The 25,160-nt window shown below is 70.6% G+C and carries 24 protein-coding genes and 1 tRNA gene; 7 read left to right on the forward strand and 18 right to left on the reverse strand.

Translation table 11 applies throughout. From position 1 onward, the window contains the following. Nucleotides 1-3: 3 nt before the first annotated feature. Together HB662_RS10590 and ppsR are read right to left on the reverse strand one after the other, a co-directional pair. Entirely contained in the window at nt 4-2,235 is a 2,232-nt protein-coding gene (locus HB662_RS10590; protein ID WP_209443220.1) for a GAF domain-containing protein, read from the reverse strand. Continuing rightward, on the reverse strand, nt 2,232-3,578 hold the full coding sequence (ppsR, locus tag HB662_RS10595; RefSeq protein ID WP_168049695.1) for a transcriptional regulator PpsR: 1,347 nt from the start codon (nt 3,576-3,578) through the stop codon (nt 2,232-2,234). The genes HB662_RS10590 and ppsR overlap by 4 nt, the downstream gene beginning before the upstream one ends. 254 nt (nt 3,579-3,832) lie before the next feature. Between ppsR and HB662_RS10600 the strand changes: the two genes are divergently transcribed. Both HB662_RS10600 and HB662_RS10605 read left to right on the forward strand, forming a co-directional pair. Beyond that, nucleotides 3,833-5,275, forward strand: coding sequence for a phytoene desaturase family protein (locus tag HB662_RS10600; RefSeq protein ID WP_342449485.1), 1,443 nt, complete (start codon nt 3,833-3,835; stop codon nt 5,273-5,275). Continuing rightward, nucleotides 5,272-6,210: a carotenoid 1,2-hydratase gene (locus HB662_RS10605; RefSeq protein ID WP_168049697.1), complete on the forward strand. Its 939-nt coding sequence runs from the start codon at nt 5,272-5,274 to the stop codon at nt 6,208-6,210. Before HB662_RS10600 ends, HB662_RS10605 begins: the two co-directional genes overlap by 4 nt. 16 nt (nt 6,211-6,226) lie before the next feature. On the opposite strand, the gene HB662_RS10610 is transcribed toward HB662_RS10605, so the two are convergent. After that, complete coding sequence (locus HB662_RS10610) at nt 6,227-6,496, reverse strand: hypothetical protein (RefSeq protein ID WP_209443221.1); 270 nt, start codon at nt 6,494-6,496, stop codon at nt 6,227-6,229. 186 nt (nt 6,497-6,682) lie between these two features. Here HB662_RS10610 and HB662_RS10615 point away from each other — a divergent pair, with 186 nt between their 5' ends. Then, on the forward strand, nt 6,683-7,063 hold the full coding sequence (locus HB662_RS10615) for a c-type cytochrome (RefSeq protein WP_168049698.1): 381 nt from the start codon (nt 6,683-6,685) through the stop codon (nt 7,061-7,063). Between the two features lie 21 nt (nt 7,064-7,084). On the opposite strand, the gene HB662_RS10620 is transcribed toward HB662_RS10615, so the two are convergent. The 5 genes from HB662_RS10620 to HB662_RS10640 all read right to left on the reverse strand — a co-directional run bounded on the left by HB662_RS10620 (nt 7,085) and on the right by HB662_RS10640 (nt 12,279). Continuing rightward, nucleotides 7,085-7,939, reverse strand: a complete 855-nt coding sequence (locus tag HB662_RS10620) for a substrate-binding domain-containing protein (RefSeq protein WP_342449486.1) — start codon at nt 7,937-7,939, stop codon at nt 7,085-7,087. Next, complete coding sequence (locus HB662_RS10625) at nt 7,932-8,726, reverse strand: class II aldolase/adducin family protein (protein ID WP_168049699.1); 795 nt, start codon at nt 8,724-8,726, stop codon at nt 7,932-7,934. The genes HB662_RS10620 and HB662_RS10625 overlap by 8 nt, the downstream gene beginning before the upstream one ends. A 92-nt stretch (nt 8,727-8,818) precedes the next feature. Continuing rightward, nucleotides 8,819-9,787 carry a Bug family tripartite tricarboxylate transporter substrate binding protein gene (locus tag HB662_RS10630; RefSeq protein ID WP_209443222.1) on the reverse strand — a complete coding sequence of 323 codons (969 nt, stop codon included), beginning with the start codon at nt 9,785-9,787 and terminating at the stop codon, nt 8,819-8,821. Nucleotides 9,788-9,922: 135 nt separating this feature from the next. Beyond that, nucleotides 9,923-10,969, reverse strand: coding sequence for a questin oxidase family protein (locus HB662_RS10635; RefSeq protein ID WP_168049701.1), 1,047 nt, complete (start codon nt 10,967-10,969; stop codon nt 9,923-9,925). A 113-nt stretch (nt 10,970-11,082) separates the two neighbouring features. Continuing rightward, nucleotides 11,083-12,279: an amidohydrolase gene (locus HB662_RS10640; protein ID WP_168049702.1), complete on the reverse strand. Its 1,197-nt coding sequence runs from the start codon at nt 12,277-12,279 to the stop codon at nt 11,083-11,085. A gap of 150 nt (nt 12,280-12,429) precedes the next feature. On the opposite strand from HB662_RS10640, the gene HB662_RS10645 reads away from it, so the two are divergent. From HB662_RS10645 to HB662_RS10660, 4 genes are all read left to right on the forward strand, one after another. Then, nucleotides 12,430-13,107, forward strand: a complete 678-nt coding sequence (locus HB662_RS10645) for an isochorismatase family protein (protein ID WP_168049703.1) — start codon at nt 12,430-12,432, stop codon at nt 13,105-13,107. After that, on the forward strand, nt 13,104-14,498 hold the full coding sequence (locus tag HB662_RS29935; RefSeq protein WP_168049704.1) for an amidohydrolase family protein: 1,395 nt from the start codon (nt 13,104-13,106) through the stop codon (nt 14,496-14,498). The genes HB662_RS10645 and HB662_RS29935 overlap by 4 nt, the downstream gene beginning before the upstream one ends. 70 nt (nt 14,499-14,568) lie before the next feature. Next, nucleotides 14,569-14,645: transfer RNA gene (locus HB662_RS10655), tRNA-Arg, on the forward strand. Nucleotides 14,646-15,014: 369 nt separating this feature from the next. After that, on the forward strand, nt 15,015-15,971 hold the full coding sequence (locus tag HB662_RS10660; protein ID WP_168049705.1) for a LysR family transcriptional regulator: 957 nt from the start codon (nt 15,015-15,017) through the stop codon (nt 15,969-15,971). Here the strand turns inward: HB662_RS10660 and HB662_RS10665 are convergent. From HB662_RS10665 to trbB, 10 genes are read right to left on the reverse strand one after another with little or no spacing between them, the layout of a single operon-like run. Further along, a complete protein-coding gene (locus HB662_RS10665; protein WP_168049706.1) occupies nt 15,947-16,207 on the reverse strand; it encodes a DUF2274 domain-containing protein in 261 nt (86 codons plus the stop codon). The two genes, HB662_RS10660 and HB662_RS10665, sit on opposite strands and share 25 nt — an antisense overlap. Nucleotides 16,208-16,210: 3 nt before the next feature. Beyond that, complete coding sequence (locus HB662_RS10670; protein WP_168049707.1) at nt 16,211-17,371, reverse strand: TrbI/VirB10 family protein; 1,161 nt, start codon at nt 17,369-17,371, stop codon at nt 16,211-16,213. Beyond that, complete coding sequence (gene trbG / locus HB662_RS10675) at nt 17,368-18,321, reverse strand: P-type conjugative transfer protein TrbG (protein WP_168049708.1); 954 nt, start codon at nt 18,319-18,321, stop codon at nt 17,368-17,370. The genes HB662_RS10670 and trbG overlap by 4 nt, the downstream gene beginning before the upstream one ends. Continuing rightward, complete coding sequence (gene trbF, locus HB662_RS10680) at nt 18,318-19,001, reverse strand: conjugal transfer protein TrbF (RefSeq protein ID WP_168049709.1); 684 nt, start codon at nt 18,999-19,001, stop codon at nt 18,318-18,320. The genes trbG and trbF overlap by 4 nt, the downstream gene beginning before the upstream one ends. Beyond that, the gene (gene trbL / locus HB662_RS10685; protein WP_168049710.1) at nt 19,001-20,263 is read right to left on the reverse strand and encodes a P-type conjugative transfer protein TrbL; all 1,263 of its coding nucleotides are present in this window, start codon (nt 20,261-20,263) and stop codon (nt 19,001-19,003) included. The genes trbF and trbL overlap by 1 nt, the downstream gene beginning before the upstream one ends. A gap of 44 nt (nt 20,264-20,307) precedes the next feature. Continuing rightward, on the reverse strand, nt 20,308-21,057 hold the full coding sequence (gene trbJ / locus HB662_RS10690) for a P-type conjugative transfer protein TrbJ (protein WP_168049711.1): 750 nt from the start codon (nt 21,055-21,057) through the stop codon (nt 20,308-20,310). Then, nucleotides 21,054-23,492 carry a conjugal transfer protein TrbE gene (gene trbE / locus HB662_RS10695; protein WP_168049712.1) on the reverse strand — a complete coding sequence of 813 codons (2,439 nt, stop codon included), beginning with the start codon at nt 23,490-23,492 and terminating at the stop codon, nt 21,054-21,056. Before trbE ends, trbJ begins: the two co-directional genes overlap by 4 nt. A 7-nt stretch (nt 23,493-23,499) precedes the next feature. Continuing rightward, nucleotides 23,500-23,772, reverse strand: a complete 273-nt coding sequence (locus HB662_RS10700; RefSeq protein ID WP_168049713.1) for a VirB3 family type IV secretion system protein — start codon at nt 23,770-23,772, stop codon at nt 23,500-23,502. Further along, nucleotides 23,772-24,092 (reverse strand): TrbC/VirB2 family protein, encoded by a 321-nt coding sequence (locus tag HB662_RS10705; protein WP_168049714.1) that lies wholly within the window; start codon nt 24,090-24,092, stop codon nt 23,772-23,774. The genes HB662_RS10700 and HB662_RS10705 overlap by 1 nt, the downstream gene beginning before the upstream one ends. Then, nucleotides 24,089-25,057, reverse strand: coding sequence for a P-type conjugative transfer ATPase TrbB (gene trbB / locus HB662_RS10710; RefSeq protein ID WP_168049715.1), 969 nt, complete (start codon nt 25,055-25,057; stop codon nt 24,089-24,091). Before trbB ends, HB662_RS10705 begins: the two co-directional genes overlap by 4 nt. Nucleotides 25,058-25,160: the final 103 nt, after the last annotated feature.

Genomic DNA, 25,160 nt, shown 5'->3' on the forward strand with positions numbered 1-25,160 from the left:
CGCTCAATCGCCTCCCGGCTTGGGGCGGTCGTCGGCCGGCGGGGTGCTGGAATGGCGGATCAGCGTCTCCAGCACCGCGGCGGTACGGGCGACGGAGGCCCGCACGGATTCCAGCAGGTCCGGCATGCGCGCCACATCCACGCCATCGGCGATCTCCAGCGCCGCGAGCTGCGCATTCTCCACCACCGAGGCGAGGATCGCCTGGAAGGCGATGTCGGCCTGCCGGTCCAGCCGCCCGCCGGGGCGACGGGCGCCTTCCTCGATGCCCGCCTGGAAGCGCCGCCGCGCGGCGTCCGCCGCCTTGCGCTCCGCCAGGTCGTTGAACAGGAAGACGAAGCCGAGCACCCGGTCGGGCGCGGAGAAGACCGGGTCGGCGCGCACCAGCACCGGCCGCCCGCCGCCGAGCCCGGCGCCCTGGCCATCCGCCAGCCGCACCTCCCCGCGCCAGGACCGCTTGTTCTCCATCACGTCCCGCAGCCGGCGGCCGACCTCGGCCGGGTCGGCGAAATAGGGCAGCAGGTGGTCGATGCGACGCGGCGCGGCGCCGCGCAGGCCGGGCAGCAGCCGGTCGAAAGCCTCGTTCCGCAGGTCGATGTTGCCGGACTGGTCGCAGATCACCACCGGCTGGGCGGAAAGCCCCACCTGGCGGCGCACCTGCGCCAGCTGGTCCTCCGCGATCAGCATGCGGACGGAGCGGAACTGCAGGACCACGTCGGTGACGGTGTCGCCGATCAGCCGCGCGGTCGCCAGGTCCTTCGGCGACCAGGGCTCCGACCGCCCCTCCACCACCTGGTTCCACTTGGCGAAGGACCGACGCGGCGAGAGGTCGCGCGGGTCGTCGCCGACCAGCACCGGCTTGGTCGGGTCGCCGCCCCAGGTGACGGTGGAGACCTGCTCCGGCCGGAACCACACTAGGTATTCGCCCGGCGCGGTGGAGATCGGTGCCGCCAGCACGCCGCTGGCAACCCGCGTCAGCCCCGCCAGATGCGGCGCCTCCCCGACCAGGGAGGAGGTGGCGATGACGGGCGCGATGCCGGCCGAGCTGCGTGGCCGGCTGTCCAGCCATTTGCCGATGTCGCGCAGGCCGGCGGTGCCGGGCACGTCGCCGGCGGTCTGCATCTGGCCCTCGAACAGCAGGGCGGCGCCGCTGGCGCCCAGCGGCAGCAGCAGGGTCTGCGCATTGTCGAACAGCGCGGTGCGCCAGTCGCCGTCGCGGGTGATCGCCTCGATCATCCGCTGTTCCAGGCGGCGCACGGCGAGTTCCGCCTGCGACTGCACGAAGGATTCCAGCGCCGCGATGCGGGTGCCCACCGCTTCCGCCAGCAATTCCGTGATGGCGCGCAGCGCGAAGGGGGTGCGGCGCGGCGTCTGGTGGTGGCAGGAGATCAGCCCCCACAGCCGCCCGCCGACCAGGATGGAGGCGACCAGCGTGGCCCCCACCCCCATGTTCTTCAGGTACTGCACATGCATCGGCGACGTGCTGCGCAGCACGCACAGCGACATGTCCAGGTCCTGCCCGGTCAGCGGCGAAAGCCGCGGCTCCAGCGGCACCGGCGCGTAATGCACATCGGTCACCACGCGCACCCGGTTGCGGATGTACAGGCGCCGGGCGATTTCCGGGATGTCGGAGGCCGGGTAGCGGTTGCCGAGATAGGGCTCCAGCCCCGCCGCATGTTCCTCGGCGAAGACCTCGCCATGGCCGTCATCGTCGAAGCGATAGACCATGACCCGGTCGTAGCCGGTCAGCCCGCGGAAGATGCGGGCCACTTCCTCGCATAGCGGCTTCAGCGCGTAGCTGCCGAGGATGGCCTGCAAGGCGGGCTCGATACGCCTGGCGCCATCATCCTCCGGCGCCGCGCGCTCCAGCTCCAGGATCACGCCGCCGCCGATCGGCCGGTGCAACTGCACGTCGAGCGGCACCGCCGCGGTGCCGGAGACGCGAACCGCCGCCGGTACCACGTCCAGCGGGTCGGCCAGCAGGGGCGCGATGGCGCGGGCGATGTCGGGGGCGCAATCGGCCAGCCGGCGGCCCAGCGCCGGCCCGTCCAGGCCGAGGAAGGCCGCGGCATTGGCGCTGACCTGCAGCACCGTCAGCTCCGGCTCCCGCAGCGCGAGCAGCGCGCCATGCGGCTGGATCGAGGCGGCGAGGTGGATCTGCTCCCGCTCGCAATTGGAGAGATCGGCCGCACCGAAGGCGGGAGAGCCGGCAGCGCTGCCGGGCAGCTGGATGGTCACCGCCCGCGATCCTCGTTGGCCTCGCGATCTTCGCCCATCTCGTACCGTTCGAGCTTGGCGTAGAGACTTTGCCGGCTGAGACCCAGCGCATCGGCCGCCGCGGTGCGGTTGCCATTGGCCAGGCGCAGGGCCTGTTCGATGCAGGCGCGTTCCACCAGCGCCGCGGTGTTGCGGACCATGGTGGGCAGCGGCACACGGCCGACATCATTGGCCAGCATGCCGAGCGCGGTCCGCAGCGCCGCCGCCTCGCCGGAGGCGAGCACCCGGCGGCCGATGTCGCGGATGATCAGGCCGATCATGCGCTGGCCGTCGCGGTTCACGGCGCAGCCGGAAATCTCCACCTCGATCTCGGAGCCGAGGTTGCCGGTAAGCTGCGTCGGGAACAGCCGCACCTCCCCGTGCTGGGTGATGGTGTTCAGCAGCACGCCGATATCCATGCCGGGCTGGGCCAGCCAGCGGTCCAGTTTCTCACCGATGATGCTGGCTTCCGTCCCCGCCTGGGCGAGGTCGAGGAAGGCGCGGTTGGCGCGGCGGATGGCGCCTTCGGCATCGATGGCGACGAAGCCATCCGGCATGTCCTCCAGCAGCGTGTCGCCCCGCAGCGGAATCGCGCGCGGCTGCACCGCCGGCGCGGCGGGGCTGAGCTGGATCAGGAAGACCGGACCCGGGGTGCGCGCCATCAGGGATGCACGCAACAGCCAGGGCGTCCCATCGGCGCCAAGATGCACCATGATGCCGGGGGCGCGGCCCTGTTCACGGGCACGCATCAGCACGTCCCGCAGCGCGGCGCGGTCGCGCGGCGCGACCTCATCCGAGAAATTCCAGCCCGGCGCCATGCCGAGCTCGCGGATCGCCGCCGGATTGGCCTCGACGATGCGCAAGGTGGAGGCGGCGATCACCAGCACCGCCTCGCTGGATGCGTCGAACAGCAGGCGGGACCGGGTCTCGATCTCGCGCAGCTTCCAGTAATCCTGCTCCCGCGCCTGCTGGGCCGCGACCAGGCGGGATTGCAGCTCCGCCACCGCCTGCAGGTTCTTGCCGACCGCGATCAGCCCGGCCTGCCCGCCGAGGCGGACGGTGGTGTATTCGATCGGCAGTTCGAGGCCCGAGGGAAAGCGCTGGGTGACCTGGAGATAGGCGGAGACGCCGCTGGCGCGGGCATCCTCCACCATGCGGCGGACCTGCAGGCCGGCAATCTCCCCCACCGTCTCCATCCACGGTCGCCCGAGCCATTCCTGCACCCTTTCGGATGGGATGGCGTCCGAGAGGGAGGCGTCGCGGATCACACCCTCCCAGTCGAGGCTCAGGGTGATGTCGGGCTGGATCACGGCGACGCGGGTCATGCAGGTATCCGAATGATCTGCCAGGACCGCACCGGCGATTCGGGACGGCTGGCCCTGAAGCGGCACCAGGGAGGACGCGCCGCAACGGTAGAACATCTGTGGTGTTTAGCCAGGGGAACGTCAACGCATGATGACGTTTTCACACGATTGAGCCGTGAATCTTCGCCGATTTGCACAAATGTCCAGGGTGCTTGACACCACCACAGGACATTCGCCCTATTCGTGTCATGCGACAATCGGCGGAGCCCAGGATCGTGGTGGTCGGTGCCGGTATCGGCGGGCTGGCCGCCGCGCTGCATCTGGCCGCCGCGGGGCGCCCGGTGCTGCTGCTGGAACGGGCCGCCACGCCCGGCGGCCGGGTGTCCAGCCTGCGGCCCGCCGGCGCGGTCACGGTGGATGCCGGCCCCGCCGTGCTGACCCTGCTGCCGGTGTTCCAGCGGCTTTTCGCGGCCGCCGGCGCCAGGCTGGAGGATCATCTGGCGCTGCGGCCGCTGCCGGTGCTCGGGCGGCATGTCTGGCCGGATGGCCGGTACCTCGACCTGATGGCGGACCAGCAGGCGGCGGCGGCGGCGATCGGCGATTTCGCCGGGCCGGATGCGGCGCGCGGCTTCCTCGATTTCCAGGCCCGCGCCGCCCGCTGCTGGGATGCGCTGGAGAAGCCGTTCCTGACCGTGCAGCGGCCCGGGATGCTGGCGCTCGGCGCCCAGGTCGGGCTCGGGCTGCGCGGCACCTCCCCCTTCGGCACGTTGTGGGACGCCCTGGGCGAGCATTTCGCCGACCCGCGGCTGCGCCAGGTGTTCGGGCGGATGGCGGCCTATGTCGGATCTTCCCCCCTTCTGGCGCCGGCCACGCTGATGCTGGTCGCGCATATCGAGATGTCCGGCCTGTTCGCCATCGAGGGCGGCATGGACCGGCTGGCCGAGGCCCTGGCCGGGCTGGCGCAGGCGCGCGGGGTGGAGTTGCGGCTTGGCGCGGCGGTGGCGGAGATCCTGGTGCAGGGCGGCCGTGTCGCCGGGCTGCGCCTGGCGGATGGGCAGCGCATCGCGGCGCGGCAGGTGGTGCTGGCCAGCGATGCGGCGAGCCTCGCCGCCGGGCATTTCGGCGCCGCGGCGGCGCGCGCGGTGCCGCCGCTGCCGGCCTCCCGCCGGTCCTTCTCCGCCTTCGGCTGGGCGATCGCGGGGCGGGCGGAGGGGCTGGACCTGCCGCGCCAGGCGGTGTTCCACCCGGCCGACCCCGCCGCCGAATATGCGGCGCTCGCCCGCGGCCGGATGCCGGAGGCACCGACCGTGACGCTATGGGCGCAGGCGCGGCTGGCCCCGGCGCCAGCGCCGGATGGCGCCGAGCCTTTGATGGTGCTGGTCCCTGCCCCGCCCCGCGCCGATACGCGGGAGATGCCCGCGGGCCCGGCGGAGGCCGCCAGCCTGGCGGCGCTGGCCCGGGCCGGCCTGCGGCTGCGGCGGGATGCGGTGCTGGCGGTGACGCCACGGGACCATGAACGCGCCGCGCCCGGCAGCGGCGGGGCGATCTACGGCCAGGCGGTGCATGGCTGGCAATCCATCTTCAGCCGGCCGGCGGCGCGCACCACGCTGCCGGGGCTGATCCTGGCCGGCGGCACCACCCATCCGGGGGCCGGGCTGGCGATGGCGGCGCTGTCCGGGCAACTGGCCGCGGCGGCGGTGATCGGGGAGAGGGCATGACCAGGACCGGATGGGAATTCGACCGGCCGGCGCCGCCGCGCGGCTATGGCTGGTGGTACCTGGATGCGCTGAGCGCGGATGGGCGGCACGGGATCACCATCATCGCCTTCATCGGCACCGTCTTCTCCCCCTGGTACAGCCTGGCCCGGCGCGGCGGCGCGGCGGCGGAACCGGAGAATCATTGCTGCCTGCATGTCGCGCTGTATGGCGCGCCGAAACGCTGGGCGATGACCGACCGCCGCCGCTCGGCGCTGAAGCGGGGCGCGGATTTCCTGCAGATCGGCCCCAGCGCCCTGCATTGGGACGGCAACGCCCTGACTGTGCGGATCGAGGAGGTGACCGCCCCCCTCCCCAGCCGGCTGCGCGGCACCGTGGTGCTGCGGCCGGAGGCGGTGTCCGGCCGCGCCTTCCAACTCGATTCCGCGGGTCGCCACCATTGGCACCCGATCGCCGCCCGATCCTCGGTGGAGGTGACTCTCGAAAACCCGGCGCTGCGCTGGTCCGGCCCGGCCTATTTCGACACCAATTGGGGCAGCGCGCCGCTGGAGCAGGATTTCGTCGGCTGGGACTGGTGCCGCGCGCCGATGCCCGACGCCACCGCCATCCTGTACAACGCGCGGCGGCGGGACGGCACGGACCAGTCCCTGGCGCTGCGGGTGGCCCGCGACGGCAGCGTGACGGATTTCGAACCGCCGCCGCCGGTTGCCTTGCCGAAGACCTTGTGGCGCATCGCCCGGCCGACCCGGGCCGAAGGCGGCGCAGCGCGGGTGGTGCAGACGCTGGTGGACGCGCCCTTCTATTCCCGCTCCGAAATCCAGACGCGGCTGCTGGGACGGGATGCGACGGCAATCCACGAAAGCCTGTCGCTGGACCGCTTCGCCTCGCCCGCCATGTACGCCATGCTGCCCTTCCGCGTGCCGCGGCCCCTTCGGTGAGCCAAGCTTCGATGACTCAGCGCCGCAGCCGCACCGCCAGGTCGAACAGATGCGCCGCCAGGGCCGCCACCAGCGCCGCGGCCACCAGCCCCCAGCCGGCACCGACCAGCGCCGCCCGCAGCGCCAGCACCAGCGCCACACCGGGCAGCACCAGCCCGGCCAGGGCCGCCGGCGCCAGGCCGCGGCCGGTGCGGCGATGCCAGGCGAACAGCAGCAGCGCCTCCGCCGCCAGTACCGCCAGCACCAGGTCCGCGACCTGGCCGGATGCGAAGAACCCGGCCATCATCGTTCCGCTCCCGAAGCCTTGCGTGACCGAGGTTTCATGCCGCAGGAACCTTGCGCTGTCCGAAGCTGCCGCCAAGTCGACCAGGGCAGGTTGCCGGCAGTCTTGCCGGGGCGCGGCTTTTCGCCAAGAACCCGCAGCGCGGCCGCCGCGTTTGGGCCGCGGGAAACACCAAGGAGGATGCTTCGGATGCGACGTCTGACACTGACCCTCGCGACGGCCCTCGCCCTCGCCCCCTTCGCTGCGAAGGCGCAGGACGGCGATGCCGCGGCTGGCCAGCGCGTTTTCAACCAGTGCCGCGCCTGCCACACCATCAATGAGGGCGGCCGCAACGGGGTCGGCCCGAACCTGCACGGCGTGGTGGGACGCGCCGCCGGCTCCATCGAGGGGTTCCGCTACTCCGCCAACATGCAGGAATGGCGCGAGGGCCAGAGCTGGACGGAAGACAACCTGCGGACCTACCTGGCCAATCCGAAGTCGCTGCTGCCGCGCGGCAGCATGTCCTTCCCGGGGCTCCGCAACCCGCAGCAGCTCAACGACGTCATCGCCTATCTGAAGGCCCAGAGCTGATCCGAGGGCCAGCGGCCGAGGTCAGGCGACCTCGGCCGGCAGGCCATCCCAAGCCTGTTCGGGCGTGAAGCGGCGGGGCAGCAGGCCCTGCTCGGCGCAGTATTCGATGGCCAGCGCGATGGCCGGGCGCAGTTCGGCCCGGCTGCGCACCGCGGCGCCGGATTCGCGGAGCATCCGCAGCAGCTCCACGACCAGCTCCGGCCGGGCCTTGGCGATGTCCCGGCGCACCACCACCAGGTGGTTCAGCGGCAGGAAGCCGTGCTTGGCACGGAAGGCGGCGCCTGCCGCCTGCGGATCCGGGAAGACGGTGCGGAGATCCGGTGCATCCGGCATGTCGTTGCCGAAGATCGCCGCATCCACCTCCCCGCCCTGCAGCATGGCGAGCAATTCCTGGCCCTTCTGCGCCCGCGTCACCCAAGCCGGGTCGGAGAATTCGCTGACATGGGCATCCTCGAAGGTGGTCCAGCGCTGCTGGTCGGCCTTCACGCCATAGCTTTCGGCCAGGCTGCCGCGCAGCCACATGCCGGTCGTCTGGCTATAGGCGCGCACGGCGATGCGCGCGCCCGCGAGGTCGGCCGGGCCCTGGATCGGCCCGTCCCTGCGGCACAGCATCGCCGCTTCCTGCGCACGCTCCACCAGCACCACCGGCAGCAGCACCAGCGGCTTGTCATAGGCGCGGGCCATCAGGAAGGTGGCGATCGCCATCTCGCTGACGTCGTATTTCTGGTCCCGCACCATGGGCGCGAAGGCCTTCGAGATCGGCGCGACCTTCTCGAACTCCAGCCGCAGCAGGCTGGAGGGGATCGCCCCCTCCAGCAGCTTCCGCGTCCCGGCATAGCTGCCGAGCGCGGTTTTCAGGACGGCAGACTCAGTCACGATAGGAGGGGTCCATCCGGTCCAGCTTGCGCAGCAGGCCCGGCCATTCCATCACGCCATAGGGGCGGCGCGTGCCGGGCTGGTAGTTGTTCCAGGTGGCATCCACCACCGCCTGCGGCACCTCCACCAGCTTCTGGCCGGTGGCCTGGGCGGCCAGCTGGGCGCGGCAGGACAGTTCCAGGCGGTGCATGGCGTTGAAGGCCTCGCCCACCGTCTTGCCCACGGTCAGCAGCCCGTGGTTGCGCAGGATCAGCGCGTTGTTGTCGCCCAGGTCGCGCACCAGGCGGTCCTGCATCTCCAGGTCCAGAACCACGCCTTCGTAATCGTGGTAGCCGATCTTGGCGAAGCGCATGGAGGTCTGGTTCATCGGCAGCAGCCCGCATTCCAGCGAGGAGACCGCCATGCCGGGCCAGGTATGGGTGTGGATGACGCAGGCGATCTCGTGGCTCGCCTCATGGATCGCGCCATGGATGACGAAGCCGGCGCGGTTGACGCCATAGCCCAGCTCGCCGGGGAATTCCGGCTTGGCCAGGATGTTGCCCTTGACGTCGATCTTGACCAGGGAGGAGGCGGTGATCTCCTCATACAGCATGCCGTAGGCGTTGATCAGGAAGGCGTTGTCCTCCCCCGGCACGCGAACCGAGATGTGGTTCGCCGCCATGTCGGACATGCCGTAGAGGTCGATCAGGCGGTAGCAGGCGGCGAGGTCCACGCGGGCCTGCCATTCCTCCGGCGTCACGCTGTCGCGCAGCGACGGGATGCGGAAGCGGTCGGGGCTGTCGGGCATCGGTGTGTTCTCCGTTATTCAGGCAGCGCTTCGGTCGGGCAGCACGGTCGTCAGGCCGGAAGTCACTCAGCCGGGCGTCATCGAGCCGGGCTTCACTCAGGCAGGGCGCCGGCGATGCGGACGATCTCGCGCCAGCGGGAAATCTCCTGTTCCAGGAAGGCGCGGAAGGCCTCCGGGCCGTTGCCGACGGGGTCGGCGCCCTGCTGGATCATGTTGTTCGCGTTCTGCGGCAGGGCCAGGGCGGCGTGCACGTCGGTGACGATCTTGTCGATGACCGGCTTCGGCGTGCCCGCCGGCGCCACCATGCCGAACCAGGAGGAGGCGCTGAATTCGGGATAGCCCAGCTCCACCATGGTCGGCACGGTGGGGTTGGAGCGCGACCGCTCGGTGGAGGACACGGCCAGGGGCCGCAGCCGCCCGTCGCGGATATGCCCCATGACGGAGGGAATGGTCGCGAACATGAAGTCCACGCGGCCGGCCAGCAGGTCGTTCAATGCGACGGCGCCGCGATAGGGCACGTGCAGCATCCGCACATCCGCCATGTGGTCCAGCATGACGCCGGACAGGTGGGCGGAGGTGCCGACGCCGGTGGAGCCGTAGCTGAGCGCGCCCGGGCGGCGCTTCGCCTCCGCCACCAGCCCCGGCACATCCTTGATGGGCGACGCCGCCGGCACCACCAGGATGTTCGGCACGCCGGCCAGCAGCGTGACCGGGGCGAAATCCTTCAGCGTGTCGTAGGGCATGTTCCTGACCAGCGACTGGTTCACCGCCAGGGGGCCGACCGAGCCGACCAGCAGCGTGTAGCCATCCGGCGCCGAGCGCGCGACATGCTCGCTGCCGATATTGCCACCCGCGCCCGGCCGGTTCTCGATGACGACGGACTGGCCCCAGGTCTCGGTCAGCGTGGCGCCGAGCAGGCGGGCGATGATGTCCGTGGTGCCGCCGGGGGTGAAGGAGACGACGAGCCGCACCGGACGGCTGGGCCAATTGCCCTGCGCACGGGCATGCGCGCCGAGCGCCAGGAAGGGTAGTGCCAGCGCCGAGCGGCGTCCGATGGTCATTGGTCGCATTCTCCCGCCGGGCGATCATACTGCCGCCCGCTTCAGCAGTGCAGGATGCGCCATCGCGGCCCATGCGACAAATGGGAAGAATGACGCCAGCGTTTCCTTTGGTGCATCTATTGCGGAGGAGCGTGTTCAGCCTTTCCAGGCGGGCAGCAGGCCGACCCGCCGCGCCGCGACCACCCGGTAGAGCGGGTCGCCCCACTGCGCTTCCTCGCAGCGGGCGGAATAGACCAGCGAAACGTCATGTTCCTCGTCCGAGGCGCAGGCCGCGGCCGCGATCGCCGGCCAGCCCGGCACCGGCAGCGCGCGCTGGCTTTCGGCTTCCGCTTCGGTCAGCGGCAGCGGGAAGCGCATCTTCGGATAGACCGAGGCGATGGCCTGCCAGAAGAACCGGATGGCGCGATCCTGGTCCACGGGCTCCAGCACCGGCAGGACCAGGCGCAGCCAATGTGTGCCGGAGACGGCATGCAGCGCGCAGAATTCGCCGGTGGCGGCGAAGACCATCAGCGAATCCTGCGCCATCCGGCGAATGGTGTCCGGCCGCACCGCCAGCCAGTCATGCACCGGGGCGAAGGCGGGCATGGCGGCGGTGCGACGCATGGCGTGCCACAGCAGGCCATCATCGAATTCCAGCGCGCGCAGCGTCGGTTGCTCCGCCACGCGCAGCAGCACGGCGGCGGGCTGGTCCGTGACCGGGGCGGCGCCGATGCCTTCGCCCAGCGGCAGGTAGGTGGCAGCCCAATAGCCCAGTGCCTCCGCCACCTCCGCCACGCTGCCTGAGTCCTGCGCGTAGGCCAGGCGCATCAGCGCATGCAGCGCGCTGGCGGCGATGCCGGGCAGCAGCCGCGGCAGATACTGGCGTTGCAGCGTCGCGGCGCTGCCCAGCCGGGCCAGCTCTTCGCGGAAGAAGGCGCGATAGGCCGCCTCGGCCCGCCGGTCGCCCAGCCGCGCGGTCCAATCCGTGCGCAGGATCGGCTCATCCAGCGGCAGCATCGGGGCCAGGTGGTTGGCGCGGATATAGGCATCGAGGAAGCGCCGCGCATCGCGCTCGGTCCCGCCGAGCTGGCGCTGCGCCCACAGCACCATGGCGGCGTGGTTGGCCAGCGCCTCGCCGAACTCCGCGCTCAGCCTGCGCGCGTCGGTCAGCGCATCGGTGGTGTCGGCGGACGCAAGGCGCATGCAAGTTCTCCGGCGTGTGGTCTGGCGCGGGCCTGCAATCCTCACGCCATATCCGCCCCAGGTCCAGCAGCGTGGCCCGTTTGTTGCAGATGCAACCTTAACGGAATGCAACCTTAGCGCAGCAGCAGGCCGTCCCGGGCGACGATCTGCCCGGCCTTCACCACCAGCGCCCGTGGCGGCGCCGTCGCCACTGCCTCCGGCACATGCGCGGCGTCCACCAGCACGAGATCGGCGGCGGCCCCTTCCAGCAGCGCCGGGTCGGGCAGGCCCATCACGCGGGCCGGCGCGGCGGTGACGAGGTCGAGCCCGAGGCGCAGTTCCGCATCGGTCAGCAGCGCCGCGCGGTAGCCGACCAGCCGGGCCCGTTCCAGCATGTCGCCATTGCCATAGGGCGACCAGGCATCACGGATGTTGTCGGAGCCGACGAAGACGGTGACACCCTCCGCCACCAGCCGCTTCACCGGCGGCATCGCCTCCGGCCCCGGGCCGTTGGTCATGATGGCGACTCCGGCTTCGGCCAAGGCGGCGGCGGTCCGGGCCAGCGTCGCCTCCGCCACCTGGCCAAGCGCATAGGCGTGGCTGACGGCGACGCGGCCCTGCAGCCCCGCGGCCCGGCTGCGCGCTGCGATGCGGCGCAGCTCGAAGGCACCGAGCTCGCCGGGGTCGTGCAGGTGGATGTCGATGGGCACGCCATGGCGCTCGGCAATGCCGAAGACGATGGCGAGCTGCGCCTCGATATCCTCGTCGATGCCGGCGGGATCGAGCCCGCCGACGACATCGGCGCCGGCGGCGACCGCATCCTCCAGCACCCGCGCATGGCGCAGCACGCCGGATTGCGGGAAGGCGACGATCTGCATGGTGACCAGATGCGCAACCTCCGCCCGCAGTTCCAGCAGCGCCTCCAGCCCGGCCAGGCCGGCTTCGGCATCCACATCGACATGGGTGCGGATGGCGGTCGTGCCGCGCGCGGCGATCGACTCCACCAGCCGGCGGGCGCGCAACGCCATCGGCTCCGCGATCACGGCGCGTTGCGCCCGCTCCGCGGCGATGCGGCCGGCGACACTGCCATTGGGGCTGCCATCCGGCTGGTGCGGCTGCCAGGGCAGGCCGAGGAAGGTCTTGTCCAGGTGGATGTGCCCGTCCACCAGACCGGGCAGCGCCAGCAGGCCGCGGCCGGGTTCCACCGGGCCGCCCGAAAGCGTTCCGGCGGGCGCGATGCGGGCGATGCGGCCGGCGCGCAGGCCGAAATCGCGGGCCAGCCCCTCAAGGCGCACATCCGACAGGATCAGGTCGAAGCCGGCATCGGTCATCGCGGCTGTTTCGCATGTGGCGCGGCGGGCGGCCAGGACCTGATGGCCGGCAGACGTCGCCAGCGCTGGGCGGGCTAGGATTGGGCGCGAGAGGGCGCCTAGGATACACCTTGTGTGCGCGGCCCCGGCCGTGCCGGAGGAGGACGTCACATGAAGCCGTGGGATGGAATCATCTCGGAGGAGGAGCAGCGCGCCTATGCCGCCGCCGGCTTCGGCCGCCGCGCCGGGCTAGGCCGCAGGCCGGCGCTGCTGGTGATCGACGTGCAGTACCGCACCACCGGCACGCGGCCGATGCCGTTCTGGGAGGCGGTGCGGGAGTATCCGACAAGCTGCGGCCAGCCGGCCTGGGATGCGGTGGCCCGCATCCGCCGGATCATGGACCTGTTCCGCGCCCGCGCCTGGCCGGTGCTCTACCCGCATGTCTCGCAGAAGGAGAGCTTCGATGCCGGCCGGCTGGCGGCCAAGGTGCCGGCGCTGATGACGGTGCCGGCGGAAAGCTACGCCTTCGTCGACGAGATCGCGCCGCAGCCCGGCGACATCCTGCTGCCGAAGAAGCATCCCAGCGCCTTCTTCGGCACGCCGCTGGCGAGCTACCTGGTGGATCTCGGCGTCGATACGCTGGTGGTCACCGGCTGCACCACCAGCGGCTGCGTCCGCGGATCGGTGGTGGATGCCTTCGCCTATAACTGGCGGGTGCTGGTGCCGCAGGATGCGGTCTATGACCGCAGCGCCACCAGCCATGCGGTGAACCTGTTCGACATGGCGCAGAAATACGCCGATGTGATGCCGACCGAGGACGCGCTGGCGGCGCTCGGTGCGCTCGCGTGACACGGCATGACGTGCTGCTGCGGGGTGGGACCGCGGTGCTGCCGGGGCTGGGGCCGGTGGCTTGCGACATCGCCATCGCGAATGGCCGCTTCGCCGCGCTTCTGGCCCCCGGCGCGGCGGCGGAAGCGGCGGAGAGCTGGGACATCACGGGCCTGGTGGCACTGCCCGGCGCCATCGACGCGCATCTGCATCTGGGCCATGGCGCGGACATCTCCCGCCCCCGCGTGCCGGCGGATGCCGCCGCGGAAAGCGGCGCGGCGGCGGCGGGAGGCATCACCTGCTTCCTGCCCTACCTGATGGCGACCGAGCCGTTCTCCGCCATCTGGGATGATGTGCTGGCGGTGACCGAGGCAGGATCCTGCATCGATTTCGGCTTCCACCCGATCATCTCGACCGAAGCCCAGCTCGCCGAGATCCCGATCTATGTCCGCGACTACGGCGCGCCGAGCTTCAAGATATTCATGAACAACCGCGGCGGCGAGGGAAAGCGCCTCGGCCTGCCGGATATCGATGACGGCTTCCTGCTGCGCCTGGCGGAAGCCGCCGCCGCCCATGGCGGACTGGTCTGCCCGCACCCCGAGACGATCGAGCTGGCCTGGGTGCTGCGCGCCCGGATCATGGCGGCGGATCCGGAGGGGACGGGCGGCCTGGCCAGCTGGAATGCCTCCCGCCCCCCCTTCGTCGAGGCCGATGCGGTGCAGCGGGCCGGGCTGGTGGCGCGGCATGCCGGGGCGCCGCTGCATATCGTCCACTGCTCCTCCGCCGCCGCGCTGGATGCGGCGCGGCAGCAGCGGGCGCTGGGCGGGCGGATCTTCATCGAGACCTGCCCGCACTACCTGACCCACGACATCGGCTGGGATGGTGGCGTCACCGGCAAGATCAACCCGCCCTTGCGGGAGGCGGCGGACCGGGCGGCGCTCTGGGCCGGCCTGGCGGATGGCAGCATCGACACGGTGGGCAGCGACCATGTCCACCGCGACCTTTCGGGCAAGCAGGGCAACATATGGCAGGCCAGCCCCGGCTGCCCGGGGCTGGAGACGCTGCTGCCCGTGCTGCTGTCCGAGGGCCACGCCCGGCGCGGCCTGCCGCTGGCGCGGATCGCGGAGCTGGTGGCCGGCGCCCCGGCGCGGATCATGGGGCTGGCCGGCAAGGGCGCCATCGCGCCGGGGCTGGACGCCGACCTGGCCCTGGTGGACCCCACCGCGCGCTGGACCGTGACGCGGCCGGCGGTGCGCTCCGCCGCCGGCTATTCGCTGTATGAGGGGTGGGAGATGACCGGCCAGGTGGTCCACACCCTGGTCCGCGGCCAGGCGGTGCTGCGGGACGGGGCGCTGCAGCCCGCCAGCCAGGGCACCGGGCGCTACGTGAAGCGGCGCCTCGACCATCCCTGAACCGGGCGCGGATCCGGCGCGGATCGGGACTTCCCCAGCCTGCCCGGCCGGGCTATGGAGGGGTCGGCAAGGACCCGTAGCTCAGCTGGATAGAGCGCTGCCCTCCGAAGGCAGAGGTCGAAGGTTCGAATCCTTTCGGGTCCGCCAACTTATCTACACTAATCAACGCGCTAGTGGAAGCACTTCCGGGCCGGAGCGTGTCGCGCAGGCGCACGGAAGCACCACGGAAGCATGCGGTTGAAACCGGCCCTGAGTTAGTCGGTGCATGCGCGGCGGCTTGGCCTGCCAGTTTCGAGCCCACACTCTGAGCCGGCGACCGCTCACGCGGTCAGGCAAGGGGGGCTTACCGATCCCCCCCGAGCGCGCAAACTCAGCCCTTCCCGCCGAAATGTGATTGCAGCCAAATCGCAGGCTCAGGCAGGTTCGGCAGGATAACCTTTAAATCAAGGCCGGTCCTGCTGAGGTTGATTGCGCTCCAAGGCGTGCGCGGGTCGGGGTCGGCCGAAATTGTGGCCGGTGGCGGTGGAAGGAAAGCGCGGTTTAGGCCCCGTACCAGGGCATCTAAACGGATCGATCAATCTCCGGACGCTTCAGCTCGCCATCCATGTCGAGCGTCACGGTAGCATTCGACTCGCGGCTAAAGCCGCCAACATTACCGCTTCAGTCGTCAGCCGACGGATCGCCCTTCTGGAAGATGAGCTGGGCGTGTCTCTGTTCGAGCGGCGAACGTCAGGTCTTCGGCCAACCGCGGCGGGCGCTCGGTTTTTGGAGGCCGCGCGCCGGATGCTAGCCGAGCTCGATGGTGCGGCCGGTGCAGCCCGAGCAGCGGGCTCTGGCCTGGTCGGCCAGCTTGTCATCGGCACTTACTTCTCGGCCTCGAGCGGTCGCTTCCGCGATGCCCTCCTACGCTTTGTGGCACGGAATCGTCATGTCGAAATTTCGGTGGTCGAGGGCGATCGCGAACACCTACTTGGCGAACTGCGCCGCGGCCGAACAGACGTCGCGATCCTCCTCGGGCCCCACGACGAAACGGGCCTGGACCGACTTGCACTATGGCAGGAGACAGGCATGGTCGCCCTGAATGAGGGCCATCCCCTTTCCGCCTCGGACCTGGTCCCGTGGCGGGGCCTCGCGGGCGAGACATTCATCACCACATCCCGTGGATCCGGACGGGAGGCCCGCGCCACGGTCCAGAGGATGCTGCCTCACGAGCACCCAGCCCGCTTCGCGACGCACGATGTCAGTCGGGAGGGCATGTTCAACCTGGTCGGCACGGGGCTCGGCGTTGCCGTGCTCGCGGAGTCCGCTTCGGGCGCATCCTATCCTGGCGTCGTGTTCCGGCCAGTCGGTGACGAGGCAGGGCCGACGATGGTGGAGGCTGCGGCCTATTGGGATCCCAAGCGAGACAACCCTGCCCTGCGTCGGTTCCTGGCGCTACTTCGGGCCACTCAGAGGTCCCGTGGCGGCGTCTGAGGCTGCGGCATGCGTGACTTAGGCGCGGGCTTTCGGGCCGAGCGAAACCCCCTGTCACTCGCCAAGAAGCTGGCCATCATCGGCGCTACGAGCTTCGTCGGCTCCACCGGCTGGCTGGTTTCGCGTGAGAGCGCGTCGGCGTAGGCGACCAGGTCGCGATGCAGTCCGGCCGGCAGCTCCACGGTGAGCTTGACCGGACGGTCGTCGAGGATCGGACCGAGCTTTAGCTTCGGCATGGGTCAGCCTCCATACGGTTCGAGCACGAGATCGCGGTGGACGATGACGCGGACCGGGAAGCCCGGGCGTACGGTCAGCGTCGGCGGGACCGAGAGCTGCCGGCGGACGATCTCCTCGCCGGCGCGGCCGACGGTATCCTGGCCGCTTTCGCGGATGGCGCGGGCGATGTCGCTCTCGTCGTCCTGGCCCAGTTCCAGGCCGAGGTTGAGCAGTGTCGCGAGGCCCGCGGCTAAAAAGAGCTGTCCCCAATGGTGGTCGACGCCGTCCTCAAGCCCCGCATAGCCCGCCTCATCGGTACCCGGCATGCGCTCCAGCACGATGGAGCGGCCGCTGGGTAGAATCAGCCGGTTCCAGGCCAGCAGGATGCGCCGCTGCCCGAAGCTGATCCGGCTGTCGTAGGCGCCGATCAGGCGCGCGCCCTGCGGGATGAGCAGATGCCGCCCCGTTGGGCTGTCGAAGACGTTTGCAGTGACCTGGGCGGTGATCTGCCCGGGCAGGTCGGAGCGGAGGCCGGTGAGCAGCGCCGCGGGGATGACGCTGCCGGCCTGGATGACGAACGGACTAACCGGTGCCTGAAGGCGGTCCGCTGAGGTTGTGCGCCGATCCGCCTGGCCTCCGAGGAAGGCGGTGCGACGATCGGTCGCATCCTGGCCTATGGGCAATGCGCCGGGTTCCACAGCTTGCGGCCCGACCGGCTCGGCGCCGCGCGGCGCACCTCGCGCCTCGACCTGCACAAAGAGCCGGCTGGTGCGCGCTGCTTCGATTTCCTGTAGCCGGCGCTGCTCGGCAGGATCGGCGGTTGTCGGCATCGCCGGCGGCACGACCGGCTGACCGCGTTCCTGGGCGCGCAGGATCGGGCGGCCCAGATCGCCTGGCAGCGGCGGCCCCAGCTGCGGAATGCCCGCATAGTCGCGCGGCAGGTTGGCAAGGCCATCGGCCTCCGGATTCCTGTCGGTGCTGTAGAGCTCGCGCGGGCCCTCGCCGCCGCTGCGGCTCTGTAGTGCCACGATCAGCGCCCCGCCGATCCCGAGCCCGGCCGCGACGCCAAGGCCAATCAACACCCGCCGGGAGAGCCGCATAACCCTGGGCGGATCGGGGCGCAGGCGCAGTGCCGCCGCGATGTCGCGCTCGCTCCCGCCCCGTTCCGGTGCCGCCCCGCTCATCGCGCCCGGCCGTCGGTGCGCACGATGCGTACGCGCTGCTGGCGGTCGCCGAGGCGCAGCTCCGCCGCGGCGAAGAGCCGGTCGACGATCATGAAGTTCTGCCGGACGCGGTAGTTCACCAGCTGCCCCTCGCCCTTCGGCCCAATGACGAAGAGCGGCGGCATCTCGCCCTGGCCGATGCCGCGCGGGAACTCGATGAAGACCTGCCGCTCGTCGTCGAAGGCGCGCAGCGGCCGCCAGGCCGGGCTGTCGCCCTCGACCTCGTAGCGGAAGCGCAGCCGCGAGAGATCGAGTCCTTGCTCGACGGGCGCCGCAGCATTCTGCCGGCGCAGAGCGATCAGCGCGTCCTGCGGATACTGCCAGGAGACCGAGGCCATAAAGGTGCGCTCGGTGGAGCGCAGCTCCAGCAGGTAGGTGCGCCGGTCGGTATTGATGATGAGGTTGGTGGTGAGGTCGGGCCGCGTTGGCTTGACGATGATGTGCACGCGGCGCGCAGGACCCGTGCCGCTTTCGGTGTCGCCAATGATCCAGCGCACCGTGTCGCCGGCGGCGACGGGGCCATTGCCGACCAGCGTCTCGCCCTCCTGCAACATGATGGCCGTGACCTGGCCGGGCGCTGTGTAGACTTGGTAGAGCGCGCCGGGCGTGAAGGGGTAGACCTGCACCGCGTTGATAAAGCCAGCCCGGAGCGGCTGTACCCGGGCCGCGGCGTTGGCCTGGTTGACTCGGACGGTGGGATCGGGCGGCTCGGCTGTGCGCCTTGAGGGCGGGAGCCGCTGAAGCTGCCCTGGCAGCGGTAGCGGCGTTGGCACCTCGACGATCTCAACCGATCGCGGCGGCTCCGGTATCTGCGTCGCCTGGATTGGCTCGTCATCGTAGCTGATCTCGGGCGGGCGGAAGGCGCAGGCGCCAAGGAGAAGCAGCGCCAGGATGATATGTGCCTGCCTCATTGCCCGAGCTCCCGTGACCAGTTGATGGCGTGGACGAAGATGCCGAGAGGGTTCCTGCGCAGCCGCTCGGCATCGCGTGCGGGCTGCACGACAATGGTCAGGATCGCGGTCCAGCGCTCGGTACGAGAGAGCTGCCCGTTCTCGTAGGTCCGTTCGATCCAGGCGACGCGAAAGCTGTCGTCGGAGGCGCGGATGACGCTGGAGACCTCGATTGCGACCTGCTCACGCCCGACACGGCCAAAGGGGTCGCTGACGCGGGCGAAGTCGTTCAGCGCCAGCGCGCCGCGGTCGGTCGCGAAGTCATAGGCGCGCAACCAGTTTTGGCGGACGATGATCGGGTCGGCGGCGATGCCGCGCACCTGTTCGATGAAGCGCGCAAGGTGCCAGGCGATCTGCGGGTCGGTCGGCCGGAAACTCGCGACGGCGGGGGCGACCGCCTGCGCCTCGCCGAGCCGGTCCACCTGCACGACCCAGGGCACGATGGTGCCCCGGGCGGACTGCCAGACCAGGGCGGCCGCCAAGCCGGCGATCAGGGCAAGTTCACCCAGCGCCATGAGGCGCCAGTTGCGCGCCTGGACGCGAGCGGAGCCGATGCGCTCATCCCAGGCCTGGGCGGCGCGCTGGTAGGGCGTCTCGGGCTCGGGGGTGCGGCCGTAGCGGACGGACGGGCGACGGAACATCAGCGATCCTCCGAGAGGCGGATGGAAGTGCCGGCGCCGCCGCCGTCACCCGAGCGGATGGCGTGGCCGAGGGTCGTGACACCGTGGCTGAGCGCCTGGCCGCGCCGCATGCGGCGGGCCCAGGCCGGGGCACCGGAGGACGACGGCGGGTCCACCGGAGCCGATGTGCCGCCGGACATGGCCGCGCTGCCGGCCGCGTGGCTGGCGCGAAGGCTGTCCGCGGCGGCGCGCAGCGGGCTCATGGCGGCGGAGCCCGCGGCCATCGTCACACCGGATGCGCCACCATCGCGGTAGGCGGTGCTCGCGGCGCCGAGCGCGTAGGCCGAGCCGCGCGCGCCGGCTCCGATGGCCGATCCTGCTCCCCCGACCGCGGCGGCGCCCGTGCGCACGGCAGCGGCACCGGCGACCATGGCCCCGCCCGCCGCGAGTCCCGCGCCGACCGCCGCGCCCGCCCCAAGCTGCGGCCCGCCGGAGATCAGCCCATTGGCGATGCCCGGCCCAAAGATCCCGAGTGCCAGCAGCGCCAGCGCGGCGAGGACGATGGACATCGCCTCGTCGATGGTCGGCTGATTGGCGCCGAACCCCGCGGTGAACTGGGTGAAGAGCGTCGAGCCGATGCCGACGATGACGGCCAGCACCAGCACCTTCACGCCGGAGGAGACGACGTTGCCGAGCACGCGTTCGGCGAGGAAGGCCGTCTTGCCGAACAGCCCGAAGGGCACCAGCACGAAGCCCGCCAGCGTCGTCAGCTTGAACTCGATCAGCATCACAAAGAGCTGGATCGCCAGGATGAAGAAGGACAGCAGCACAACCGCCCAGGCGAACATCAGGATCGCGATCTGGACGAAGTTCTGAAAGAAGGAGATGTAGCCCATCAGGCCGGAGATCGCCTGGAGCAGCGGCCGCCCGGCATCAAGGCCGACCTGCGCGACGCGGCCGGGCTGAAGCAGCTGCTGGGCGGTGATGGTGGAGCCCGAGGCGACCAAGCCGAGGCCGGCGAAGCTGTCAAAGATGACTTGGGCCAGGAAATTCCAGTTACCGATGATCCAAGCGAAGATCCCCACGAACAGGGTCTTCTTGATCAGGCGCGCGATGATGTCGTCGTCGGCTCCCCAGGCCCAGAAGAGGGCTGCGAGGGTGACGTCGATGACGATGAGCGTCGCGGCGAGGAAGGCGACCTCGCCGCCAAGCAACCCGAAGCCGCTGTCGATGTAGCGGGTGAAGACGTCGAGGAAGCGGTCGATGACGCCGGTGCCGTTCATGGCACGTCCCGGGGGCGGCAGGGATGTGGCGCCACGATACGCTCTCAGGGACCATGGAACATGCGGGCGGAGCCGGGCTGATAGCCGACTCCGGGTGCCAGGAAGCGCTCCATCTGCTCGTGCGCCTGCTCCTCGCCGCTGGCGGCGCGAGCGGCTTCCAGGGCTTCTGCGCGGCCCTGGGCGGCGACGAGGGCCGTGAGGTCTGCGATCTGTTGCGACTGGAGAGCGAGAAGCTGATTGCCCGCCTGCGCCGCCTGAAGCGCACCAGTCGCGCCCTGGCTCTGGCCCATCAGCGTCTCGGCCTCGGCGCGCGTGCCGGTTAGGTTGCCCATCACGGTTGCCTGGGTCATCAGCGCGTCCTGGAAGCCGGCGACCGAGGTCTGCCAGCGCTCGCGGGCATTGGCGTACATCTGCTGGCTGGAGCCGAGCGAGGCGGCGCTGCCGTAGCCCTGCGCGAAAGCGCGCTCGATGTCCGTGACGTCGTAGGCAAGGCGCTGAGCGCGGGCGATCAGCATTTCCGTCCGCGCGAAGGACTGCTGCAGCCGCGTCAGCGACGAATAGGGCAGGCTCGTGAGGTTGCGCGACTGGTTGACCAGCATCTGCGCCTCATTCTGGAGCGAGCTGATCTGATTGTTGATCTGGTCGAGTGCGCGGGCGGCGGAGAGGATGTTCTGGGCGTAGTTCCACGGGTCGAAGACCGTCCTCTGCGCCATGGCGGGTGTGACCGCGACGGGAAGAGGGAGGCCTAGCAGGGCCGCGCCGAGCAGCGCGGCGTGAACTGGGCGGCGGATCATGGGGCAGAATCCTCCACAGGGTCGGGCAGCAGTTCGGCAGCCCATTCCAGGCCGTGGCGCAGCAGCCAGGCGCAGGCGAAGCCAGCGTGGCCATGGGCGGCGAGGGTTTCGGCGATGGCGGACTGGTCGGTCTTGGAGGAGGCCGCGCAGAAGGCGAGCGCGACCTCCGACAGCCCCAGCTCGAACAGCCGGTTGCCGCGGCGCGACTGGCAGTAGTAGTCGCGCTTGGGCGTGGCGCGGGCGAGGATCTCCATCTGTCGGTCATTCAGCCCGAAGCGCGCGTACATCGCCGCGATTTGCGGCTCCAGCGCGCGCTCGTTCGGCAGGAAGACGCGCGTCGGGCAGCTCTCGATGATGGCGGGCGCGATAGCCGAGCCGTCCACGTCGGCCAGCGACTGGGTCGCGAAGACCACTGAGGCGTTTTTCTTGCGGAGCGTCTTGAGCCACTCGCGCAGCTGCGCGCCGAAGGTGGCATCATCCAACGCAAGCCAGCCCTCGTCCACGATGATGAGTGTCGGCCGGCCGTCCAGGCGCCGGCCGATGGCGTGGAAGAGATAGGCCAGCACCGCAGGGGCGGCGGCGGTACCGATCAGCCCCTCGGTCTCGAAGGCCTGCACCTCCGCCTGGCCCAGCCGCTCCGCCTCGGCGTCCAGAAGTCGCCCCCAGGGTCCGGCGAGGGTGTAGGGCTCGAGGGCGCGCTTGAGCGCCTGAGACTGGAGCAGCACTGCAAGGCCGGTCAGAGTGCGCTCGTGGATCGGCGCCGAAGCAAGGCTGGTGAGCGCGGACCAGAGGTGGTCCTTCACCGCCGGATCGATCGCGACGCCCTCGCGGGCGAGGAGGCCCGCGATCCATTCGGCGGCCCATGCGCGTTCCTCCGGCGCGTCGATGCGGGCCAGGGGCTGGAGCGCGACCGGCTCGGCCATGTCGCCTGCCAGCGCGCCGCCGAGGTCATGCCAGTCCCCGCCCATGGCGATTGCGGCGGCGCGGATCGAGCCCCCGAAATCGAAGGCGAAGACCTGCGCGCCCGCGTAGCGGCGGAACTGCAGCGCCATGAGCGCCAACAGCACCGACTTGCCCGCGCCGGTCGGGCCGATGAGCAGCGTGTGCCCGACATCCCCGACATGCAGCGAGAAGCGGAAGGGCGTCGCGCCCTCCGTCCGCGCATGGAAGAGCGGCGGGCCACCGAGATGCTCGTTCCGCTCCGGCCCGGCCCAGACTGCCGAGATCGGTACGATATGGGCAAGGTTCAGCGTCGAGATCGGCGGCTGCCGGACATTGGCGTAGAGGTGCCCCGGCAGGCTGCCGAGCCAGGCCTCGACAGCGTTCACCCGCTCGCGGATGACGGTGAAGTCGCGGGATTGGATGACCTTCTCGACCAGGCGGAGCTTGTCGTCCGCCGCGCGGGCGTCCTCGTCCCAGACCATCACGGTCGCTGTGACATAGGCCCAGCCGGCGATGTCCTGGCCGAGCTCCTGCAGCGCCTCGTCGGCATCGGCGGCCTTGTTGGCGGCGTCGCTGTCGAGCAGGACGCTTTGCTCGTTGGTCATCACCTCCTTGAGGATGGCCGCGATCGACTTGCGCTTGGCAAACCACTGCCGGCGGATGCGCGTCAACAGCTTTTGGGCATCCGTTCGATCGAGGCAGATGGCGCGGGTGCACCAGCGATACTCGAAGGCGAGCGCGTTCAGTTCGTCGAGGATCCCGGGGAAGGTGGCGCTCGGGAAGCCGATGACGGTGAGTACGCGAAGATGCGCGTCGCCGAGCCGGGGCGCGAGGCCACCCACTAGCGGCTGCTCAGCCAATAGAGCGTCGAGGTGCATCGGCGTCTCGGGGACGCGCACCAGGTGGTGGCGTGTTGAGACGGTCGAGTGCAGGAAGGTCAGGGTTTCGCCATCGTCGAGCCAGCGCGCCTCCGGCACGAAGGCCTCGATTTGGTCGAGCACGCGGGTGGTTCGGTCGATAAAGCCGCGTAGCGCCTCGCGGCCAGTGGCGGCGTCGGCGCCCTCTGCGCCCTCGTAGAGCCAGCTTTCGGCGCGGGCGGCCTCGTCGGCCGGGGGCAGCCAGGCGAAGGTGAGAAGGTAGCGGCTCTCGAAATGCGCGCCAGCCTCCTCGAACTGGGCGCGGCGTTCGGCGTCGACCAAGGCGGAGACAGGGTCGGGGAAGGTGCTGGCGGGGTAGCCGCGCGCCGGCACCCGCTGGGCCTCCGCGAAGACTGCCCAGCCCGAGCCGAGGCGGCGTAGCGCGCCGTTCAGCCGCGCAGCGGTCGCGGCGAGTTCGGCGGGCGTGGCGCTGTCCAGATCCGGGCCGCGGAAGCGCGCGCTGCGCTGGAAGGAGCCGTCCTTGTTCAGCACAACGCCGGGTGCGACCAGGGCGGCCCAGGGGAGGAAATCCGCGAGCATCTGGGGCTTCGTGCGGTACTCTGCGAGGTTCAGCATCGCCGCCTCACGCGCGCAGCCAGGCGGGGTAACGCAGGTGCCGGCGCACCACCTCGACGAACTGCGCATCGCGTCGAGCCGCCCAGACAGCGGCGAGATGGCCAGCCAGCCCGATCAATAAGCCGGCGACCCAGAGGCGCAGCCCGAGGCCGATCGCCGCGGCGATCGTGCCGTTGGCAATCGCGACTACGCGCGGCGCACCGGCGAGCAGGATCGGCTCGATCAGCGCGCGGTGCACCGGCGCCGAAAAGCCCGGGACGGGATCGGCCGGCGCGGCCATCAGATCAGCGCTCCGCCGCCGAACTGGAAGAAGGACAGGAAGAAGCTCGATGCCGCGAAGGCAATGGAGATCCCGAAGACGATCTGCACCAAACGCCGGAAGCCGCCGGAGGTATCGCCAAAGGCCAGCGTCAGGCCGGTGACAATGATGATGATCACCGCGATGATTTTGGCGACCGGCCCCTCGATGGATTCCAGCACCTGCTGCAGCGGCTGCTCCCAGGGCATGTTGGAGCCTGCGGCTTGGGCGGGCGCGGCAAGCGCGAGGCAGAGCGCAAAGGCGGCCGCGCCGGCGAGGCGCGTGCGCAGCGTGGATGTCATGGGGTATCTCCTGATGGGGTGAGGTCGTAGTCGCCGGTTGAGGTCAGGCCACGGACCTGGGCGAGTTCAACGAGGCGGCGGTCCACGCCGCGGCCGGCGAGCACGGCGATGACGTCGATCGTCTCGGCGATCAAAGCGCGCGGAACGGTGACGACGGCTTCCTGGATCAGTTGTTCAAGACGACGCAGTGCGCCCAGAGCAGAGCCCGCGTGGATGGTGCCGATGCCGCCGGGGTGGCCTGTGCCCCAGGCCTTTAGGAGGTCGAGCGCTTCGGCGCCTCGGACCTCGCCGATGGGGATACGGTCGGGGCGCAGGCGGAGCGCGCGCCGGACGAGTTCTGAGAGCGAGACGACGCCATCCTTGGTACGCAGCGCGACCAGGTTCGGCGCGCGGCACTGGAGCTCGCGCGTGTCCTCGATCAGCACGACACGGCCGCCCTCGCGCGCCACCTCGGCGAGCAGGGCGTTGGTCAGCGTTGTTTTGCCGGTCGAGGTACCACCAGCCACTAGAATGTTGCTGCGTTCTGCGATCGCACAGCGTAGCGCGGCCGCCTGCGTGGCCGTCATGATGCCGGAGGCGGCGTAGTCCTCCAGCGTGAACACGGCGACGGCGGGCTTGCGGATCACGAAGGCCGGGGCCGCGACGACCGGGGGCAGCAGTCCCTCGAAGCGCTCACCCGTCTCGGGCAGCTCCGCCGAGACGCAGGGGCGGTCCGCATGCACCTCCGCCCCGACATGGTGGGCCACGAGGCGGATGATGCGCTCGCCATCGGCGAAGGCGAGCCGCTGGCCCGTGTCGGCGAGGCCTTCCGCGAGTCGGTCGATCCACAGCCGGCCGTCGGGGTTGAGCATGACCTCAACGACGGCCGGGTCCTCGAGCCATGCCGCGATGCCGGGACCGAAGGCCGTACGCAGCATGCGCGCGCCACGCGCGGTCGTCTCGGCCTTGAGTAGATGCAGCGACATGCGGTCCCCGTGGTGGTGCCGCGGCGGAGATGCCGAAGCAGGCTGGGACGATTTAGGAGCGCTGGAACGGCGAGCTCGCAATCGACGAATGCTAGCGTCGTGG

Source organism: Falsiroseomonas frigidaquae, assembly GCF_012163145.1.
GTDB lineage: Bacteria > Pseudomonadota > Alphaproteobacteria > Acetobacterales > Acetobacteraceae > Falsiroseomonas > Falsiroseomonas frigidaquae.

Coding starts and splice junctions, on each gene's coding strand:
- ppsR (WP_168049695.1), bottom strand. CDS start 3,578: ATGACCCGCGTCGCCGTGATCCAGCCCGACATCACCCTGAGCCTCGAC.
- HB662_RS10605 (WP_168049697.1), top strand. CDS start 5,272: ATGACCAGGACCGGATGGGAATTCGACCGGCCGGCGCCGCCGCGCGGC.
- HB662_RS10610 (WP_209443221.1), bottom strand. CDS start 6,496: ATGATGGCCGGGTTCTTCGCATCCGGCCAGGTCGCGGACCTGGTGCTG.
- HB662_RS10615 (WP_168049698.1), top strand. CDS start 6,683: ATGCGACGTCTGACACTGACCCTCGCGACGGCCCTCGCCCTCGCCCCC.
- HB662_RS10625 (WP_168049699.1), bottom strand. CDS start 8,726: ATGCCCGACAGCCCCGACCGCTTCCGCATCCCGTCGCTGCGCGACAGC.
- HB662_RS10630 (WP_209443222.1), bottom strand. CDS start 9,787: ATGACCATCGGACGCCGCTCGGCGCTGGCACTACCCTTCCTGGCGCTC.
- HB662_RS10635 (WP_168049701.1), bottom strand. CDS start 10,969: ATGCGCCTTGCGTCCGCCGACACCACCGATGCGCTGACCGACGCGCGC.
- HB662_RS10640 (WP_168049702.1), bottom strand. CDS start 12,279: ATGACCGATGCCGGCTTCGACCTGATCCTGTCGGATGTGCGCCTTGAG.
- HB662_RS10645 (WP_168049703.1), top strand. CDS start 12,430: ATGAAGCCGTGGGATGGAATCATCTCGGAGGAGGAGCAGCGCGCCTAT.
- HB662_RS10665 (WP_168049706.1), bottom strand. CDS start 16,207: ATGCCGAAGCTAAAGCTCGGTCCGATCCTCGACGACCGTCCGGTCAAG.
- HB662_RS10670 (WP_168049707.1), bottom strand. CDS start 17,371: ATGAGCGGGGCGGCACCGGAACGGGGCGGGAGCGAGCGCGACATCGCG.
- trbG (WP_168049708.1), bottom strand. CDS start 18,321: ATGAGGCAGGCACATATCATCCTGGCGCTGCTTCTCCTTGGCGCCTGC.
- trbF (WP_168049709.1), bottom strand. CDS start 19,001: ATGTTCCGTCGCCCGTCCGTCCGCTACGGCCGCACCCCCGAGCCCGAG.
- trbL (WP_168049710.1), bottom strand. CDS start 20,263: ATGAACGGCACCGGCGTCATCGACCGCTTCCTCGACGTCTTCACCCGC.
- trbJ (WP_168049711.1), bottom strand. CDS start 21,057: ATGATCCGCCGCCCAGTTCACGCCGCGCTGCTCGGCGCGGCCCTGCTA.
- trbE (WP_168049712.1), bottom strand. CDS start 23,492: ATGCTGAACCTCGCAGAGTACCGCACGAAGCCCCAGATGCTCGCGGAT.
- HB662_RS10700 (WP_168049713.1), bottom strand. CDS start 23,772: ATGGCCGCGCCGGCCGATCCCGTCCCGGGCTTTTCGGCGCCGGTGCAC.
- HB662_RS10705 (WP_168049714.1), bottom strand. CDS start 24,092: ATGACATCCACGCTGCGCACGCGCCTCGCCGGCGCGGCCGCCTTTGCG.
- trbB (WP_168049715.1), bottom strand. CDS start 25,057: ATGTCGCTGCATCTACTCAAGGCCGAGACGACCGCGCGTGGCGCGCGC.